The organism is Arthrobacter zhangbolii, from assembly GCF_022869865.1.
Taxonomy (GTDB): domain Bacteria; phylum Actinomycetota; class Actinomycetes; order Actinomycetales; family Micrococcaceae; genus Arthrobacter_B; species Arthrobacter_B zhangbolii.
On the sequence record NZ_CP094984.1, the window covers coordinates 1291114 to 1307617 of the forward strand.

The following is a 16504-nucleotide window of genomic DNA, read 5'->3' on the forward strand; positions in this document are numbered from 1 at the left end:
TTTTTTGTGTGGTGAAGCCGCCAGCCTAGCCGCCGGCGAACGGCGGAAGGATATCCACGACGTCGTCAGGGCCGAGCAGGCGGGACCTGTCCCTTGCCGCCACTTCGTTGACCAAAAACGTGCTGCGCCCTATGACCGTTGAGAGGACCGGCGTTCCCTCCGGTGCGTCCGGGTGCAGAGCGGCCAGCTTCTCCAGCATCTGGTCCAGCTGCAGCGGTCCTTCGTTGAGGGTTTCTTCTTCTGTGCCGGCTGCCGCTTTCGCAGCGCCGAAGTATCGGATCAGCACCTAGCCGCCTATCGCGCTCATGGTTCGTTCGGGTTGTACATAATCCGCTGCCCCCAGCCCGGCATGGCCCATGCCGTGGGCCTTGGGCTTGCCCCACATGGCTTCCTGCCAGCGGCGCAGCACGGCGTCATCATCCGCGCCGCTGCGCAGCAGCGCCAGCAGATCGGTTTCCTCGTGGGAGAAGAGGCAGCTGCGCACCTTCCCTTCGGCGGTAACCCTGGTCCGCACACAGTCGGCGCAGAAGGGCTCCGTTACGGAGGCAATGATGCCCACGGTGCCGGCGACGATGTCCGGGGTTGCCCGCCGCCGCACTTCCCAGCGCTCGGCCGGGGCACCGTTGCGCCGGCGCGGATCAGGGGTCAGCACAAAATCCCGTTCCAGCAGGGAACGCATTTCGGCGGCGGTGATCATCCCGTCCCGTGTCCAGCCGTGGTCTGCGTCCAGGGGCATCTGCTCAATGAATCGCAGTTCGAAGCCGCGGCTGACGGCCCATTCCAGCAGGTCCGGCGCCTCGGCGTCGTTGATTCCGCGCATCAGGACGGCATTGATTTTCACCAGGCCGAGTCCGACCCGCGCCGCCTCTTCCACGCCGCGCAGGACGCGGTCCAGGAACGGGCGGCGGGTGAGCTGGGCAAACGTGTCGGGATGCAGTGAGTCGAGGGAAACATTGATCCGGGTCAGGCCCGCGTCCTTGAGCGCCTGTGCCTTCTTATCCAGCCCCAGAGCGTTGGTGGTCAGTGAGATCGGCAGGTCCGGATGATTGGCGCGGATCCCGGCCACAATCTCCACCAGGTCGGCACGCACCAACGGTTCGCCGCCGGTCAGGCGCAGCTCGCGCACCCCCAGGCGGTCCACGCCGATACGCACCAGACGGACTATCTCATCGCGGGAGAGGACCTTGTCCCGGGCCAGCCAGTCCAGCCCTTCGGCCGGCATGCAGTACGTGCAACGCAGGTTGCATTTATCCGTCAGGGACAGCCGCATATCAGTGGCGCGCCGCCCGTACCTGTCCAGCAGACCGTCCGCGGGGGAGAGCGCAGGCGATACGCCGTGCCCGGCGGCCGGCGGACTGTCTGGTGTACTGGTTTCTGCGGGATTGGATCCCGCAGGCAGGCGGGAAGGTCCAACGGCAGGCATTCCCAGCTGTATTCCCATCCCTCGAGGTTACGCCCTTTCACAGTTAGGCTCTATAAATGCGCTTTGTAATCCGGCCCCGCCGGACCATGGCCCTGTGTGCCGCGCTGATGCTGGCCACGACGGCCGCTGGCTGTGCCGGCTCCGGGGCCCGCCCGGGGGAGGGGCCCGGAGGGATCACGGTCTTTGCCGCGTCGTCGCTGACCGATGTGGTGGAGACCTTTGACGCTGCTTACGACGGCGGCGGACGGCTCCGCGTCAACGTGGGCTCCAGCAGTCAGCTGGTGGCCCAGATCCAGTCCGGCGCCAAAGCCGACGTCGTCATCACCGCCGATAACGAGGCACTGGAGCCAGTGCGCCCGGAGCTGGCCCGGGAGACCGTGTTGGCGACCAACCAGCTCGTACTGGCCCTGGCACCGGGCAACCCCGCTGGCGTCGCAGTGTTACGCGATGTGACGGCGGACGGCATCCGCACGGCGCTGTGCGCCCCGGCAGTTCCATGCGGCAGGGCAGCGGACCACGTGCTCGAAACCGCGGACCTGCACCTGGCCGAACCGAGCCTGGAAGACAGCGTGCGGTCGGTGCTGACCAAGGTATCCAGCGGACAGGCGGACGCCGGGTTTGTCTACCGCACCGATGCGCTGGCCGCGGCGGACTCCGGCGTCACCTATCTCGCCCTTCCCGAGGCTCCGCCCAACCCGTATCCGGCAGCCCTGACATCCGTTGGCGCCGGCAACGATGCCGCGGCTGCCTTCTATGAATGGCTGCGCGGCCCGGAGGCGGCTGCCATCCTCGAAGAAGCCGGGTTTGTGCCCGCCGGGGACGGTGCCTGATGTCCCTGAAACCGCTGCGGGATGAACAGGTCCGTGACAGCATGCCCGGCCGTTCCGTCTCCGGGAAGAGTGCGCCGCTCAGCCGGGAGGCACGCGCCACCACTCCGGGCTGGCTGTGGATTCCGGCCTCAATGGCGCTGCTGCTGTGCGCCGGCCCCGTTGCGGCGCTTCTGCTCAACGTGCCGTGGACCTCGCTGCCCGAACTGCTGGGCTCCGGGGCGGCACGCACCGCGCTGGGGCTGTCCCTGGCCACGTCGCTGTGCTCCACGCTGATCTGCGTACTGCTGGGGCTGCCGCTTGCCGTCCTGTTCAGCAAGCTGCAGGGGCCCTGGATCCAGCTGATGCGGGGGGTGCTGCTGATACCGCTAGTGCTCTCACCGGTGGTCTCGGGCATAGCCCTGCTCTATTTCTGGGGACGGCAGGGGATTGCCGGGAAACTGCTGGGCGCCGCCGGGGTGGATGTGGGCTACTCGCCGGCCGCCGTCGTTATTGTCCAGGTATTCGTCTCGCTTCCGTTTTTTGTGGTGGCCTCGCTGAACAGCCTTTCAGCCGTGGACAAGGACATTGAGATGGCCGCTGCCACCTCCGGCGCCGGCCCCACTGCCATCCTCCGGCACATCACGCTGCCGCTGGCGCTGCCGGGAATTGTGGCCGGGGCGCTGCTGGCCTTCGCCCGGTCGCTGGGCGAATACGGTGCCACCATCACCTTTGCCGGCAGCATCGAGGGACGCACCCGGACGCTGCCCCTGCAGATAGAACTGAGCCTGAACTCCAACCAGCCGCAGGCGGCTCTGGGGATCTGCCTGATGCTAATTGCCCTGTACCTGCTGGTGCTGCTGCTCGCGCGGCTGGGCACCGGACGGCTGCTGCCGCGATGACCTTTACCGCCAGGAACGGCCTGCGTTCCACCGTGACGCCTCCGGGAATGCCGGCCTGCAAACGAATGGACCAGCCATGAACCGAACCCGGCGGGGCGGGCCCACCCCGCGTCCCGCCCCGCGGCACACCAAGGGATGGGCCATCGCCGCAGGGCTGGTGGCCGCAGCGGTGGGGGTGGCTGCCGGTGAACTGCTGGCAGCGATCCTGAGCCCGTCCCTGTCACCGGTCTCCGCCGTCGGCTCCGCAGTGATTGATGCCGTTCCCGGTCCGGTGAAGGACGCCGCGATCGCCCTGTTCGGCACGGCCGACAAAGCCGCGCTCCTGACCGGCATGGCACTGATTATTGCCCTCGCCGCCGTCGCCGCGGGATGGCTGGAGCTCCGCCGCCCGCCGGCCGGGTCGCTGATCCTCGGTGCCTTCGGCGCTGCCGGCCTGGTTGCCGTGCTCAGCCGGCCGCAGGGCGGGCTGCTGGCGGTACTCCCGCCGGTGGCCGCCGGCGTCGTCGCCGTCCTGATCCTGCGCGCACTGGCCGCGCGCGTCCGTCAGCTCGCGGACGCGAGGACCCCCGAGGCCGTCGGGGCCGGACGGCGCGCCGTCCTTGCCGCTGTGGGCGGGGGAGCGGCAGTGGCCCTGCTCGGCACGGCGCTCTCCGCCGTGGCCAGGGGCGGCCAGGCGGGGGTGCTGGCACTGCGTGACGCTGTGCGGCTGCCGGTTCCGGCCCGTGCGGCAGCGCCTGTTCCGGCCGGTGCCGAACTCGCCGTGCAGGGGCTGCCGCCGCTGGTGACACCGGCCGCGGACTTCTACCGTATTGACACTGCCCTGAGCGTGCCGGTCATCGATCCGGACAAGTGGCGGCTGCGGGTCACGGGAATGGTGGACCGCGAGGTGGAGCTGACGTTTGCTGACCTGCTGGCCAAGCCGCTGCAGGAAAGCTACGTCACGCTGGCCTGCGTCTCCAATGAAGTGGGCGGGAACCTGATCGGCAACGCCCGGTGGCTGGGCTGGCCCGTGCGCGAGTTGCTCGCTCAGGCCGGCATCCGGCCGGGTGCGGACATGGTCCTGTCCACGAGCAGGGACGGCTGGAGCGCCTCCACCCCGCTGGAAGCGCTGACCGATAACCGCGATGCCCTGCTTGCCGTTGGAATGAACGGGAACCCGCTGCCGCTGGAGCACGGTTTCCCCGTCCGGCTGGTGGTCCCGGGACTGTACGGCTACGTCTCCGCCACCAAATGGGTCACCGAGCTGCGTGTGACGCGCTTTGCCGATGAGACGGCGTACTGGACCGAACGGGGCTGGGGCGAGCGCGGACCGGTCAAGCTCTCCTCCCGCATTGACGTCCCCGGGCGGAACCCGGTGTCTGCCGGCACGGTTACCGTGGCCGGGGTGGCCTGGGCGCAACACACCGGCATCAGTGCCGTGCAGGTCCGGGTGGACGACGGCGAGTGGCAGGATGCGCAGCTGGCGCCGGGCATTTCGGCGGACACCTGGCGGCAGTACTCGCTGCCGGTGGAGCTGACCCCCGGCGGACATGACCTGAGCGTCCGCGCCGTGGATGCCAACGGTACAAGGCAGGCGGAGGAGAAACGCCCCGTGCTGCCCGACGGCGCCACCGGCCTGCATACAATTCGGGTGACGGCACGGTGAGGCACGGAACCGCCCGGCCGGATACCGCATCAGCTAGGAGGACAATGTCCGGACAATCCGCCCCGCAGGGAACCGAAGGAACCGACACCGGCACGGACGCTGTGCCCGGTCCCGGTCCGCGGAGTGTTGCGGCGCACCAGGCGGCCGTCGCGGAGCTGCTGCGGCACTGGTTTGAAGCACACCCGCCGGCTGCCGAAACCGTGCCGGTGGCGGAGGCCGCGGGCCGGGTCCTGGCCGCCGATGTGCATGCGCCGGGAAACCTTCCGCCGTTTACCAATTCCCAAATGGACGGGTATGCCGTTCGCTCAGCGGACCTGGCAATGCCGGCCGGGGAATCGGCCGGAGAATCCGCGGCCGCCGGTCCGGGCGGGCCCGCAGCGGGATCCGCCGCCGGCATCCGCCTGGCGACAGCCGCCCACATTCCGGCCGGCAGCGCCCCGCCGCCGCTGCAGCCCGGCACCGCCGCACCCGTTATGACCGGTGCCATGCTGCCCGAGGGGGCGGACGCCGTGGTTCCCATCGAAGCCTGCGATCCCGACCATTTCCTGCCCGCGGGGACCGCGGGCAGTGTGCAGCTTCCCGCCGGTATTCCGCCCGGCCGGTTTGTGCGCCGGGCCGGGAGCGACATTGCCGCAGGCGCACTGGCCCTGTCCGGTGGAACCGTTCTGGGTACTCTGCAGCTGGGACTGCTTGCCGGCTTGGGGCTGGACCGCGTTGCCGTGCGTCCGCGCACCAGGGTGCTGCTGCTGACCACCGGTGACGAAGTCCGTGAACCGGGCCAGCCGCTGGGCCCGGGGCAGATTCATGACGCCAACACCACCCTGCTCCGTTCCTCCTTGGAAGCCGCCGGCGCCCGCGTGCTGCGGTCACGGATCCTGGCCGATTCTCCGGCGGAATTCCTCGAACGGCTGCGGGCGGACATCGCCGCAGACGCTCCCGATCTGGTGCTTACCTCCGGCGGGATCAGCAAGGGTGCCTACGAGGTGGTGCGCCAGGCGCTGGCGGCTGCGGAGGTCCGGTTCCTGTCCGTTGCCATGCAACCCGGCGGCCCCCAGGGGATCGGCACCGTGGACGGGGTGCCCTTCCTGGGCTTCCCCGGGAATCCGGTCAGCTCCCTGGTGTCCTTTGAAATGTTTCTGCGCCCGGCCCTCGCAGCGGTCACCGGCACGCCGCGCCCGCGGGTGCAGGTGCAGGCACGGCTGACCGAACCGCTGCAGAGTCCGCCCGGGAAGCACCAGATCCGCCGCGGCCGGTACTGCCCGGACGGGACCGTGGTGCCGGTGGGCGGCCCCGGCTCGCACCTGATGCATGCCCTGGCCTCATCCAATGCGCTCATCTTGGTTCCGGTGGGCACCGAAAAGCTCCCCGAAGGCGCGGAAGTGACAGTATTGCTTGTGGACTAACAGCTGAACCATCCCGCAGTGCCCTCATCCGGGCGCCGCATGCCGAAAGGACGCCCCGTGAGCGCCGAACCTGATAACCACCAGACCGCCGGATTAACGCATGTCCGCGATGACGGCTCAGCACACATGGTGGATGTCTCCGGCAAGCCCGAAACCACGCGGCAGGCCACAGCGCAGTCCGTGCTGGTTACCACCGCCGACGTCCTGCGGCTGATCGCCGACGGCGGCCTGCCAAAAGGCGATGCCATCGCCGTCGCCCGGGTGGCCGGGATCATGGCCGCGAAACAGACCTCCAGCATCATCCCGCTCTGCCATCCGCTGCCGCTCACCAAGGTCACGGTGGACTTCACTCCGCGGGACCAGGACGTCCTGGTGCAGGCCACCGTAAAGACCAAGGGGCTTACCGGCGTGGAAATGGAGGCCCTCACTGCCGCCTCGGTGGCCGCGCTGACGCTCTACGACATGATCAAGGCGGTGGATAAGCACGCCCGGATCACTGACACCATGGTGCTGGCCAAGTCCGGCGGCAAGAGCGGAGACTGGAAGCTGTGAGCACCCCCGTACCCGCGGCCCCGCGCCGCACCGCGGCCGTCCTGATCGCCTCCACCCGGGCAGCTGCCGGTGTCTACGAAGACGAATGCGGCCCGCTGATCGCCGATTGGCTGTACGCCCTGGACTATGACCTGGTGCTGGCGGAAGTAGTGCCCGACGGCGATGAGATTTCCGCTTCCCTGCGGCGGATCCTCGCCCTGGCCCCGTCCGTCCTGCTGACCAGCGGGGGCACCGGCCTGAGCCCGGATGATGTCACCCCGGACCTGACCGAACCGCTGCTGGACCGGCAGCTTCCGGGGGTCATGGAGGCCATCCGTGCCAAGGGGCTCGCATCCACACCCATGGCGGCGATCAGCCGCGGATACGCAGGCACCGCCGGCGGCACCTTTATTGTGAACCTGCCCGGGTCCCCGTCCGCCGTCGCCGACGGGCTGGCCGTGCTGGAACCGATCATCGGCCACATCTGCGGCCAGTTGGAAGGCAAGCGTGAACACTAGCGAAGTCCTGCGGGCCACAGTCTCCGCCGAACCCCTGAGCACCGCCGAGGCAGAACGCCAGGCCTGGTCACCCGAGTGCGGAGCCGTAGTGCTCTTCAGCGGCATTGTCCGCAACCACGACGACGGCAAAACGGTGACTTCCCTCGGCTACAGTGCCCACCCCACCGCCGCAGCGGTCCTGGCGCAGGTGGCGGGGGAAATCGCGGCGGCGTACGACGGCGTCCGCATCTGGGTGGGACACCGCACCGGAGCCCTCGAGATCGGTGACGCCGCCCTCGTGGCCGCCGTCGCCTCGGCACACCGCGGCACCGCGTTCGCCGCCTGCTCGGCACTGGTGGACGCCGTGAAGGCGAATGTGCCCATCTGGAAGGAGCAGGGCTTTACCGACGGCAGCACCGAGTGGGTGGGCGTCAGTGACCGGCCGTGAGCACCGGTAATCTTGAGGCTATGAAGGAAAAACTTGCCGTAGCGGTGCTCGGCGCCTCGGGCCGGATGGGATCCGAAGCCGTGGCCGCCGTCGAGGCAGCCGAAGACATGGAACTGGTGGCGGCCCTGGGCCGGACCGATCCGCTGGAAACGCTGGTCTCCGCCGGTGCGCGTTGCATGGTGGACCTGACCGTGCCGGACAGCACCGAAGCCAACGTCCGTTTCGCCGTCGAACACGGCATCCACGCCGTAGTGGGCACCACCGGGTGGGATGCTGGCCGGCTGGCCCGGCTGCAGGAGCTGCTCCAGGCCTCCCCGGGTACCGGTGTGCTCATTGCCCCGAACTTTGCGCTCGGCTCGGTCCTGGCAACTGCCTTCGCCGCGAAGGCCGCACGCTACTTCGAATCAGTGGAACTGATCGAACTGCACCACCCGGACAAAGTGGACGCGCCGTCGGGCACAGCAGTCCGCACCGCCTCGCTGATCGCACAGGCACGCGAGGAGGCAGGGGTGGCACCGTCCCCGGACGCCACTACCAAGGAGCTCCCGGGAGCCCGCGGCGCCGAAGTGAACGGTGTGCACGTGCACTCGGTCCGGCTGCGCGGGCTTGTGGCCCATCAGGAAGTACTCCTGGGCGGTCCCGGCGAGCAGCTCACCATCCGGCATGACTCCTTTGACCGGGCGTCCTTTATGCCCGGCGTCCTGCTGGGACTGCGGCAGGTTGCAGAGCATCCCGGACTGACCGTCGGTCTTGACGGCTACCTCAACCTGAACGACTAAGGATCACGTTGTCTTTCTTCTCCGGCCTCTTTTCCAACCGTGCCAAGCTTGGTGTGGCGCTGGTGACCCTGCTGCTGCTTTTTTACCTGGTGGTATCCGCGCAGCGCGGCTGGCTGCTGCTGACCTCCCCGGAAATCCCGGCCAAACTCATGGGCGCCGCCTACCTGGTACTGCCGGTGGTGGGTGCATGGGCCCTGATCCGTGAATTGACCTTCGGTGCCCGGACGGAAAAGATGGCTTCCATCCTGGCCGAGGAGGGCCGGCTCCCGGTTGACGACCTGCCCCGGACACCGGGCGGACGGATTGTTCGCGCCGCTGCCGATGCGCAGTTCCCGCAGTACAAGGCGGAAACGGAAGCGGCCCCGGAGGACTGGCGCAGCTGGTTCCGGCTGTCCTGCGCCTATGACGCCGCGGGGGACCGGACCCGGGCACGGCGTGCCATGCGGCAGGCCGGCAAGCTGTTCGGCTCAAAGGGCAACTGACCCGCTCCGGATTCCTCCGGCATTTCCTTTCTACCGTTAATCCGGCGGGTCAGCGTTTGCGCGCCGCCGTGCCCGCCCCTGACTTTCCGCGGGCCAGCCGGGATGCACCGGAGGTCAGGAACTCCAACGGCCCGCGTGCTTCGATACGCTGGAACAGGATGGCCAGCACCACGTAGATCGTGGCCTGGATCCAGAACACCGGCATCGGCTCCAGCGGCGGAACCTGCAGGTCCACCACGCTCATGACCCACACATGCAGGCTGTAGAGCGTCAGCGTCATGGCGCCGGCGGCGGAGAGCGGCAGCAGCAGATTCGGGCGTGCCCGGGTGAGCAGCAGGCAGGCGCCCAGCACCGCGGCCGCGGTGCCGGCTGCGTGCAGCATGTCCAGGCTCGTATTGGAATGCGGCCCGGCCAGCGCCAGCCACCACCAGGACCCGGTCTGTTCCACCGGGCTGAGATTCACTTCCAGCATGCGGGCCAGCGGCCACCGCTGCCCGGACGCGGTTGCCTGCAGGGCATCGAAGCCGCCCAGTGAACCCAGCAGGTAATAGGAAAGGAACTTGGAGGTAACCGCTGCGAAAATACCGGCGGCGAGCAGCCCGACCTGTACCGGCAGGTTTGTCAGCGTCAGCCGGCCGATGACCATGCCCAGCAGGATGTAGCTCAGCCACTGGAGTACGGGGTAGAAACCGGTGACAAACACATCCGCCGCCAGGGTTGCCGGGGCGAGGAAGGAATCCCACGTGAGGTTTCCGTCAATCTCCGCCGGCGATAGATTCTCCAGCAGCCAGCCGCGCAGCAGGTAGGCGAGCACGGGGGAGGCGAGCAGCCATGCTCCCGTCCAAACGGCCAGGCGCCGCAACGGCATCCCCACGAACGGCAGCGCCAGGAGGAACAGCACCGCGTAGTGGAAGAGGATGATGGCGATGCTGGTCTGCAACCCGCCCAGGGCCAGCCCGACGAGGGCAATAATCAGCGCACGGACCGCGATGCCGCGCCGGTCCCGGTTCACTGCCTTCGCTTCATGGGGCTGGCTGCCGCCCGTGAGCAGCGCCAGCCCGACGCCGGCCACCACGGCGAACAGGGCCGAGGACCGGCCGGAGAAGACCAGGCCGGTGAGCGTGCCGTACCCGGTTTCCTGGTTGTACAGCGGCAGGGTGTGGGTGGCGATCATACCCAGCAGGGCTATCCCGCGGGCAGCGTCGATGCCGGTGAGGCGGCGTTGGATCATGCACAGAATCGTCTCACGCACCGTCCAACCGGTTCACCTGCCCGCACCGGCGGCCGGCCGCGGGGGCGTTGTCCGTTTGCGCCACGTTGCGGGTAACGTTTTACTCATGGATTCACTAAACCGCACGCTTCCCTTCGGCACCCTCGTCACCGCCATGGTGACCCCGTTTACCGAGGACGGTGCAGTGGACTTTGACGCCACCGCCTACCTTGCGAACAAACTTGTCGAAGACGGCTGCGACGGCCTGGTGGTATCCGGGACCACCGGTGAAACCTCCACCCTGGAGGACAGCGAGAAGGAAGATCTGTTCCGGGTGGTTGCTGAAACCGTGGGCGGCCGGGCAAAGGTTATTGCCGGCACCGGCACCAACCACACATCCCACTCGGTGGAGATGGCCCGCCGCGCCGAGCGCGCCGGAGCCGATGGACAGCTCGTTGTGACTCCGTATTACAACAAGCCCACACAGGCCGGCGTCCTGGCGCACTTCGACGCCGTGAGCGCAGCTACGGACCTGCCAATCATGATTTACGACATTCCCGGCCGTGCCGGCATCGCACTGAGCACCTCCACCCTCATCCGGCTGGCGGATAATCCCAAAATCCTCGCCCTGAAGGACGCCAAGGCGGACTTTGCCGGAATTACCCGCGTGCTGGCCAACACCACGCTGGATGTTTACGCCGGAGATGACGGGCTGACCCTGCCATGGATGGCCGCCGGCGCCGTGGGCGTGGTGAGCGTCTCCGCCCACATCGCCACGGCTCAGTTCCGTGCACTGGTCGACGCCGCTGCCGCCGGGGACTTTGCCACCGCCCGCCGGATCCATTTCGAACTCGATCCCCTGATCCGTGCCGTGATGACGCATATCCCCGGTGCCGTCTCTGCCAAGCAGATCCTGGCCCTGCAGAAGGTCATTCCCAACGCAGTTGTCCGCCTGCCGCTGGTGGCGCCGGACGCCATCGAAATGGAGGCCGTCTACACTGACCTGGCCGAAGCCGGCATGGATTTCTCCCGGATCGGGGCGTAACGGACATGAGCGTAACCCCGGGCAGCGCGCTGCTCACCCCGCCGGCCCTAGAGCCCGGAACCCTGCGGATCGTCGCCCTGGGCGGACTGGGGGAGATCGGCCGGAACATGGCCGTGTTCGAGATCGACGGCAAGCTCCTGATCGTTGACTGCGGCGTGCTGTTCCCGGAGGAAACCCAACCCGGAGTCGACCTCATCCTTCCGGACTTCTCCTACATCGAGGACCGCCTGGAGGATGTGGTGGGCGTGGTGCTCACGCACGGCCACGAGGACCACATCGGTGCCGTGCCGTACCTGCTGCGCCTGAAGAATGACATTCCCCTGATCGGTTCGCAGCTGACCCTGGCCCTGGTCGAAGCCAAGCTCCAGGAACACCGCATCAAGCCCTTCACCCTCACCGTCAGGGAAGGGCAGGTGGAACACCTCGGTCCCTTCGAATGCGAATTCGTGGCCGTCAACCACTCCATCCCCGACGCCCTGGCCGTGTTCATCCGCACCGAGGCCGGCACCGTGCTGCACACCGGCGACTTCAAGATGGACCAGCTGCCGCTGGACGGCCGGATCACCGACCTGCGCGCCTTCGCCCGGCTCGGCGAGGAAGGCGTGGACCTGTTCATGGCGGACTCCACCAACGCCGACGTCCCCGGCTTCACCACCGCCGAACGCGAAATCGGCCCCGTGCTGAACGAGCTCTTCGGCAAGGTCAGCAAGCGGATCATCGTTGCCTCCTTCTCCTCCCACATCCACCGTGTGCAGCAGGTCCTCGACGCGGCCGCGGCCCACGGACGCTACGTATGCTTTGTGGGCCGTTCCATGGTCCGCAACATGGCCATTGCCGAGAAACTGGGCTACCTGAACGTGCCCGAGGGCATCCTGGTGGACCTGAAGAACGTGGATGACCTGCCTGATGACAAGGTGGTGCTGATGTCCACCGGCTCGCAGGGCGAACCCATGGCCGCCCTGTCCCGGATGGCCAACGGCGACCACCGGATCAGCATCGGCAAGGGAGACACGGTCATCCTTGCCTCATCCCTGATCCCGGGCAATGAGAACGCCGTCTTCCGGGTCATCAACGGACTGATGCGCCTGGGCGCCGATGTTGTGCACAAGGGCAACGCGAAGATCCACGTCTCCGGGCACGCCGCAGCGGGGGAACTGCTCTACTGCTACAACATCCTGCGGCCCAAAAACGCCATGCCGGTCCACGGCGAAACCCGGCACCTGATTGCCAACGGGCGGCTTGCCGCTGCCACCGGCGTGCCGGAACAGAACATCATCCTGGCCGACGATGGCACTGTGGTGGACCTGCGCGGGGGCAAGGCCCGCGTGGTTGGCGAGGTTGAATGCGGATTCGTCTATGTGGACGGCTCCAGCGTCGGCGCCATCACCGATACGGACCTGAAGGACCGGCGGATCCTGAGCGAGGAAGGATTCATCTCCATCATTTCCGTGGTGAACCGCAGCACCGGGACCATCGTCTCCGGTCCTGAGATCCACGCGCGCGGGTTCGCTGAAGGGGACGCGGTCTTCGACGAGATCATTCCCAAGATCAGTGCGGCACTGGAGGAAGCGGTGCGGTCCAACACCGACCACACCACCTACCAGCTCCAGCAGGTGGTGCGGCGGGTAGTCGGCACCTGGGTCAACCGCCGGCTGCGCCGCCGGCCGATGATTGTGCCGGTAGTCGTCGAGGCCTGATCCTGCCCGTGCCGATCTAAGCGGATGCGGCCGGGAAACCCTGCCAAAGTGCTGCCCGGCCGCGTAAATTCAGGGGATCGGGCAGCCGATCAGGTAGCGTGGCTCCTATGGCGACTCGTACTTCCCCTGCCGCACGCAGCGGTGCTTCCGGCCCCACAAAGGCCCGCAGCACCGGCGGCAGCACCAGCAAGACATCAGGCAAAGGCAACCCGCGCGGCGGAACCGGGGGCCGGGGGAGCTCCGCGTCACGCCAGTCACCGCCGCAGGAGCAGCTGCCGCTGCCGCTGCGGGCCATTGAAAGCGCCTGGATGGGCGTGGCGCGGATCGCCGGAGCAGGCATCCGCAAACTCGGCACTGATGTCTCCCCGGAGCGGGCAATCCGCCGCGACGGCACCGGTTTCTTCCTGATCCTGCTGGCACTGGCCGTAGCTACCGTTGAATGGTGGGCACTGCGGGGTCCCGTCGCAGATGTTATCCACGCCGGAGCGGCCGGCACCTTCGGCTGGATGGCCCTGGTCCTCCCGTTTATGCTCCTGACCGGATCGGTCCGCCTGTTCCGGTACCCCGAACGCCACCGCGCCAACAGCAGGATCAGCATTGGGCTGGTCATTATGCTGCTTTCCGGCTCCGGCATCACCCACATTGTCGGCGGTTCGCCCGCCCTCTCCGACGGGTTCGACCGGCTGTGGGCCTCCGGCGGCATTGTCGGTTTCCTCGTGGCTGGGCCGCTGTCGGCAGCCCTCACCACCTGGCCGGTGGTGATCCTGCTGTCCTTCCTGGTCTTCGTGAGCATTCTGATTGTCACCGCCACCCCCTTCCGGCACATTCCGCTGCGCCTGCGTGCCCTCTACGAGCACCTGATGGGCCAGGACCTGGCACCGGATGATCCCGAGGCCCACGACCAGAGCTACCTGTACGGAAATTCTGCACCGGAGAAGGTCAAAAAGCCGCGCAGGAGCCGGCGGGAAAAGCAGGCCGAAGCTGCCGCCGCCGCTGCGGCTCAGGAAGGGTTTGCCGGAGATGAGGCCTTTGAACGGGCCCTGCTGCAGGATGAGGAAGACGAAGCGGCTGCAGCTGCCGCGGCCGCTCCTGCGGTCCCGCCGGGAGTGCGGCGGCCCACCCAGGCGGAACTGGCCACCCAGAAGATCCGCCGCAACCAGGGGCTTCCGGTGGACGGCAGCCCTGTCGCGGACTCCGCCGAGCCGCCCACCGAAGCGATCAGCATGGTCCCGGGTGCCACCGAAGTGCTGAACCTGGCCTCCGCCGGCGCCCCGGTTCCGCCGGTCCCGTCCAAGCCCGTGGCGCACACGCCCCCGGCCGCGCCCATTCCGCAGCGCACCGAACAGCTGCAGCTCTCCGGCGACATCACCTACACCCTGCCGCCGTCGGACTTCCTGCCGCCGGGCCCGCCCGCCAAGGAACGCTCCGAAGCCAACGACGCCGTCGTCGCCGCCCTGACACACACGCTGGAACAGTTCAACGTGGATGCCAAGGTCACCGGCTTCTCCCGCGGCCCCACGGTCACCCGGTACGAGATTGAACTTGGCGAGGGCACCAAGGTGGAACGGGTTACCGCCCTGTCCAAGAACATTGCCTACGCGGTGGCCAGCTCCGATGTGCGCATCCTTTCGCCCATTCCCGGTAAATCCGCCATCGGCATCGAGATTCCGAACGCGGACAAGGAAGTCGTGGCCCTGGGCGATGTGCTGCGTTCCAACTCCGCCCGCAAGACCGAGCACCCCATGGTGATGGGTGTGGGCAAGGATGTTGAGGGCGGGTTCGTTGTCGCGAACCTGGCCAAGATGCCCCACCTGCTGGTGGCCGGTGCCACGGGTGCCGGTAAATCCTCGTTTGTGAACTCCATGATCACCTCCATCCTGATGCGCTCCACCCCGGACGAGGTGCGCATGGTGATGGTGGACCCCAAGCGGGTGGAACTGACCGCCTACGAAGGCGTGCCGCACCTGATCACGCCCATCATCACCAACCCGAAGAAGGCCGCCGAGGCCCTGCAGTGGGTGGTCCGGGAAATGGACACCCGCTATGACGACCTGGCGAACTTCGGGTTCAAGCACATTGACGACTTCAACAAGGCCGTCCGTAACGGCAAGGTGGTGCCCCCGGCCGGCTCAAAGCGGGTCATCCGCGCCTACCCGTACCTGCTGGTGATCGTGGACGAGCTGGCGGACCTGATGATGGTCGCCCCGCGGGACGTGGAAGACTCCATTGTCCGCATCACCCAGCTTGCCCGCGCCGCCGGCATCCACCTGGTGCTGGCCACCCAGCGTCCCTCCGTGGACGTGGTGACCGGCCTGATCAAGGCCAACGTGCCCTCCCGGATGGCCTTCGCGACGTCCTCGGTCACCGACTCCCGCGTGGTCCTGGACCAGCCCGGCGCGGAAAAGCTGCTGGGCCAGGGCGACGCCCTGTTCCTGCCGATGGGTTCCAACAAGCCCATCCGCGTTCAGGGTGCCTGGGTCACCGAGTCCGAGATCCACCGGGTGGTGGAGCACGTCAAGAACCAGCTCCAGGCCGTCTACCGTGAAGACGTCACCGTCACCGCGCCGAAGAAGCAGATCGACGACGACATCGGAGATGACCTCGATGTTCTGCTGCAGGCCACGGAACTGGTGGTCACCACCCAGTTCGGCTCCACGTCCATGCTGCAGCGTAAGCTGCGCGTGGGCTTTGCCAAGGCCGGACGCCTGATGGACCTGCTGGAGTCCCGCGGCGTCGTTGGTCCCTCCGAAGGATCCAAGGCCCGCGACGTGCTGGTCAAACCCGACGATCTGGCAGCCACCCTGGCCGCGATCAGCGGCGGGGAAGCCCCGGCACCGGCCGGCGGCGCGGATACTGCCGCGCTGGCTGACAACGCCAACGTGAACCACGGGTTCGAGCCCGGCGGACCGGTTGACCTGGTGGCCGCGGATCTGGAGAGCCGCCCCCAGGCAACGGAATACCATGACGGCGACGACGACGCCGACGGCTCCGAAGACGCCTGGAGCCTCACCGGCCGGTGAATGTTCGCTACGCTGGAGGCGTGAGCAATTCTCCTACGGACAGAGTCCCCACCCTCAACATCGCCAACGCACTGACGGTGGTGCGGATCCTGATGGTTCCGCTCTTTATCTGGTTCCTGGCACTCGACGACGGCCAGGGGGGACTGTTCCGCTGGCTCGCCGTGGCGACATTCGCCGTTGCCATCTATACGGATAAGCTCGACGGCGATATTGCCCGCAGCCGCGGCCTGATCACCGACTTCGGCAAGATCGCCGACCCGATCGCGGACAAGCTGCTGATCGGCTCCGCCCTGGTGATGCTCTCGCTGCTGGGCGAACTCTGGTGGTGGGTCACCATTGTCATCCTGGTCCGGGAGCTCGGCATCACCCTGATGCGTTTTGTCGTCATCCGCTACGGCGTTATGGCGGCCTCCCGCGGCGGCAAGCTGAAGACCGTGGTGCAGACCTTCGCGATCTTCCTCTTCCTGCTGCCGCTCTCCACCTGGCTGGGTGGCTGGGCGTGGTGGATCGGCGCCGTCGTGATGGCTGCTGCGCTGGTGATCACCGTTGTCACCGGCATTGACTATGTACTCCAGGCCGTCCGGCTGCGCCGCGACGCCAGGCGGGCCTGACCGGT

General features: G+C 67.6%; 16 protein-coding genes. 13 read left to right on the plus strand and 3 right to left on the minus strand.

Annotated elements, in window-relative coordinates:
- Positions 1-25 precede the first annotated feature (25 nt).
- Positions 26-286 (minus strand): MoaD/ThiS family protein, encoded by a 261-nt coding sequence (locus MUK71_RS05985; RefSeq protein ID WP_227904417.1) that lies wholly within the window; start codon positions 284-286, stop codon positions 26-28.
- Positions 287-1441, minus strand: a complete 1155-nt coding sequence (gene moaA, locus MUK71_RS05990; RefSeq protein WP_227929002.1) for a GTP 3',8-cyclase MoaA — start codon at positions 1439-1441, stop codon at positions 287-289.
- A gap of 38 nt (positions 1442-1479) precedes the next feature.
- Between moaA and modA the strand changes: the two genes are divergently transcribed.
- The 9 genes from modA to MUK71_RS06035 all read left to right on the plus strand — a co-directional run bounded on the left by modA (position 1480) and on the right by MUK71_RS06035 (position 8916).
- Positions 1480-2253, plus strand: a complete 774-nt coding sequence (gene modA / locus MUK71_RS05995) for a molybdate ABC transporter substrate-binding protein (protein WP_227929003.1) — start codon at positions 1480-1482, stop codon at positions 2251-2253.
- Positions 2253-3131, plus strand: a complete 879-nt coding sequence (gene modB / locus MUK71_RS06000; protein ID WP_227929004.1) for a molybdate ABC transporter permease subunit — start codon at positions 2253-2255, stop codon at positions 3129-3131. Before modA ends, modB begins: the two co-directional genes overlap by 1 nt.
- Positions 3132-3207: 76 nt before the next feature.
- On the plus strand, positions 3208-4776 hold the full coding sequence (locus MUK71_RS06005; RefSeq protein WP_227929005.1) for a molybdopterin-dependent oxidoreductase: 1569 nt from the start codon (positions 3208-3210) through the stop codon (positions 4774-4776).
- 44 nt (positions 4777-4820) lie between these two features.
- Positions 4821-6179 (plus strand): molybdopterin molybdotransferase MoeA, encoded by a 1359-nt coding sequence (locus MUK71_RS06010; RefSeq protein WP_227929006.1) that lies wholly within the window; start codon positions 4821-4823, stop codon positions 6177-6179.
- A gap of 39 nt (positions 6180-6218) precedes the next feature.
- The gene (gene moaC, locus MUK71_RS06015) at positions 6219-6731 is read left to right on the plus strand and encodes a cyclic pyranopterin monophosphate synthase MoaC (RefSeq protein ID WP_227929007.1); all 513 of its coding nucleotides are present in this window, start codon (positions 6219-6221) and stop codon (positions 6729-6731) included.
- On the plus strand, positions 6728-7228 hold the full coding sequence (locus tag MUK71_RS06020; RefSeq protein WP_227929008.1) for a MogA/MoaB family molybdenum cofactor biosynthesis protein: 501 nt from the start codon (positions 6728-6730) through the stop codon (positions 7226-7228). The genes moaC and MUK71_RS06020 overlap by 4 nt, the downstream gene beginning before the upstream one ends.
- A complete protein-coding gene (locus MUK71_RS06025; RefSeq protein WP_227904427.1) occupies positions 7218-7655 on the plus strand; it encodes a molybdenum cofactor biosynthesis protein MoaE in 438 nt (145 codons plus the stop codon). Before MUK71_RS06020 ends, MUK71_RS06025 begins: the two co-directional genes overlap by 11 nt.
- Before the next feature lie 20 nt (positions 7656-7675).
- Entirely contained in the window at positions 7676-8434 is a 759-nt protein-coding gene (gene dapB, locus MUK71_RS06030; RefSeq protein WP_227929009.1) for a 4-hydroxy-tetrahydrodipicolinate reductase, read from the plus strand.
- Positions 8435-8442: 8 nt separating this feature from the next.
- Positions 8443-8916 carry a hypothetical protein gene (locus MUK71_RS06035; RefSeq protein ID WP_227904431.1) on the plus strand — a complete coding sequence of 158 codons (474 nt, stop codon included), beginning with the start codon at positions 8443-8445 and terminating at the stop codon, positions 8914-8916.
- Positions 8917-8965: 49 nt separating this feature from the next.
- On the opposite strand, the gene MUK71_RS06040 is transcribed toward MUK71_RS06035, so the two are convergent.
- The gene (locus MUK71_RS06040) at positions 8966-10147 is read right to left on the minus strand and encodes a heparan-alpha-glucosaminide N-acetyltransferase domain-containing protein (RefSeq protein WP_227929010.1); all 1182 of its coding nucleotides are present in this window, start codon (positions 10145-10147) and stop codon (positions 8966-8968) included.
- A 106-nt stretch (positions 10148-10253) separates the two neighbouring features.
- Between MUK71_RS06040 and dapA the strand changes: the two genes are divergently transcribed.
- From dapA to pgsA, 4 genes are all read left to right on the plus strand, one after another.
- The gene (dapA, locus tag MUK71_RS06045) at positions 10254-11171 is read left to right on the plus strand and encodes a 4-hydroxy-tetrahydrodipicolinate synthase (protein WP_227904437.1); all 918 of its coding nucleotides are present in this window, start codon (positions 10254-10256) and stop codon (positions 11169-11171) included.
- A 5-nt stretch (positions 11172-11176) separates the two neighbouring features.
- On the plus strand, positions 11177-12868 hold the full coding sequence (locus MUK71_RS06050; RefSeq protein ID WP_227904440.1) for a ribonuclease J: 1692 nt from the start codon (positions 11177-11179) through the stop codon (positions 12866-12868).
- Between the two features lie 107 nt (positions 12869-12975).
- Positions 12976-15888 (plus strand): FtsK/SpoIIIE family DNA translocase, encoded by a 2913-nt coding sequence (locus MUK71_RS06055; protein ID WP_227929011.1) that lies wholly within the window; start codon positions 12976-12978, stop codon positions 15886-15888.
- 20 nt (positions 15889-15908) lie between these two features.
- Positions 15909-16499: a CDP-diacylglycerol--glycerol-3-phosphate 3-phosphatidyltransferase gene (pgsA, locus tag MUK71_RS06060; protein WP_227904444.1), complete on the plus strand. Its 591-nt coding sequence runs from the start codon at positions 15909-15911 to the stop codon at positions 16497-16499.
- Positions 16500-16504: the final 5 nt, after the last annotated feature.

Bases quoted from the DNA above. Each gene is read 5' to 3' on its own strand.
- moaA (WP_227929002.1), bottom strand. From the start codon at position 1,441: ATGGGAATACAGCTGGGAATGCCTGCCGTTGGACCTTCCCGCCTGCCT.
- modA (WP_227929003.1), top strand. From the start codon at position 1,480: ATGCGCTTTGTAATCCGGCCCCGCCGGACCATGGCCCTGTGTGCCGCG.
- modB (WP_227929004.1), top strand. From the start codon at position 2,253: ATGTCCCTGAAACCGCTGCGGGATGAACAGGTCCGTGACAGCATGCCC.
- MUK71_RS06005 (WP_227929005.1), top strand. From the start codon at position 3,208: ATGAACCGAACCCGGCGGGGCGGGCCCACCCCGCGTCCCGCCCCGCGG.
- MUK71_RS06010 (WP_227929006.1), top strand. From the start codon at position 4,821: ATGTCCGGACAATCCGCCCCGCAGGGAACCGAAGGAACCGACACCGGC.
- moaC (WP_227929007.1), top strand. From the start codon at position 6,219: ATGCCGAAAGGACGCCCCGTGAGCGCCGAACCTGATAACCACCAGACC.
- dapB (WP_227929009.1), top strand. From the start codon at position 7,676: ATGAAGGAAAAACTTGCCGTAGCGGTGCTCGGCGCCTCGGGCCGGATG.
- MUK71_RS06040 (WP_227929010.1), bottom strand. From the start codon at position 10,147: ATGATCCAACGCCGCCTCACCGGCATCGACGCTGCCCGCGGGATAGCC.
- dapA (WP_227904437.1), top strand. From the start codon at position 10,254: ATGGATTCACTAAACCGCACGCTTCCCTTCGGCACCCTCGTCACCGCC.
- MUK71_RS06050 (WP_227904440.1), top strand. From the start codon at position 11,177: ATGAGCGTAACCCCGGGCAGCGCGCTGCTCACCCCGCCGGCCCTAGAG.
- MUK71_RS06055 (WP_227929011.1), top strand. From the start codon at position 12,976: ATGGCGACTCGTACTTCCCCTGCCGCACGCAGCGGTGCTTCCGGCCCC.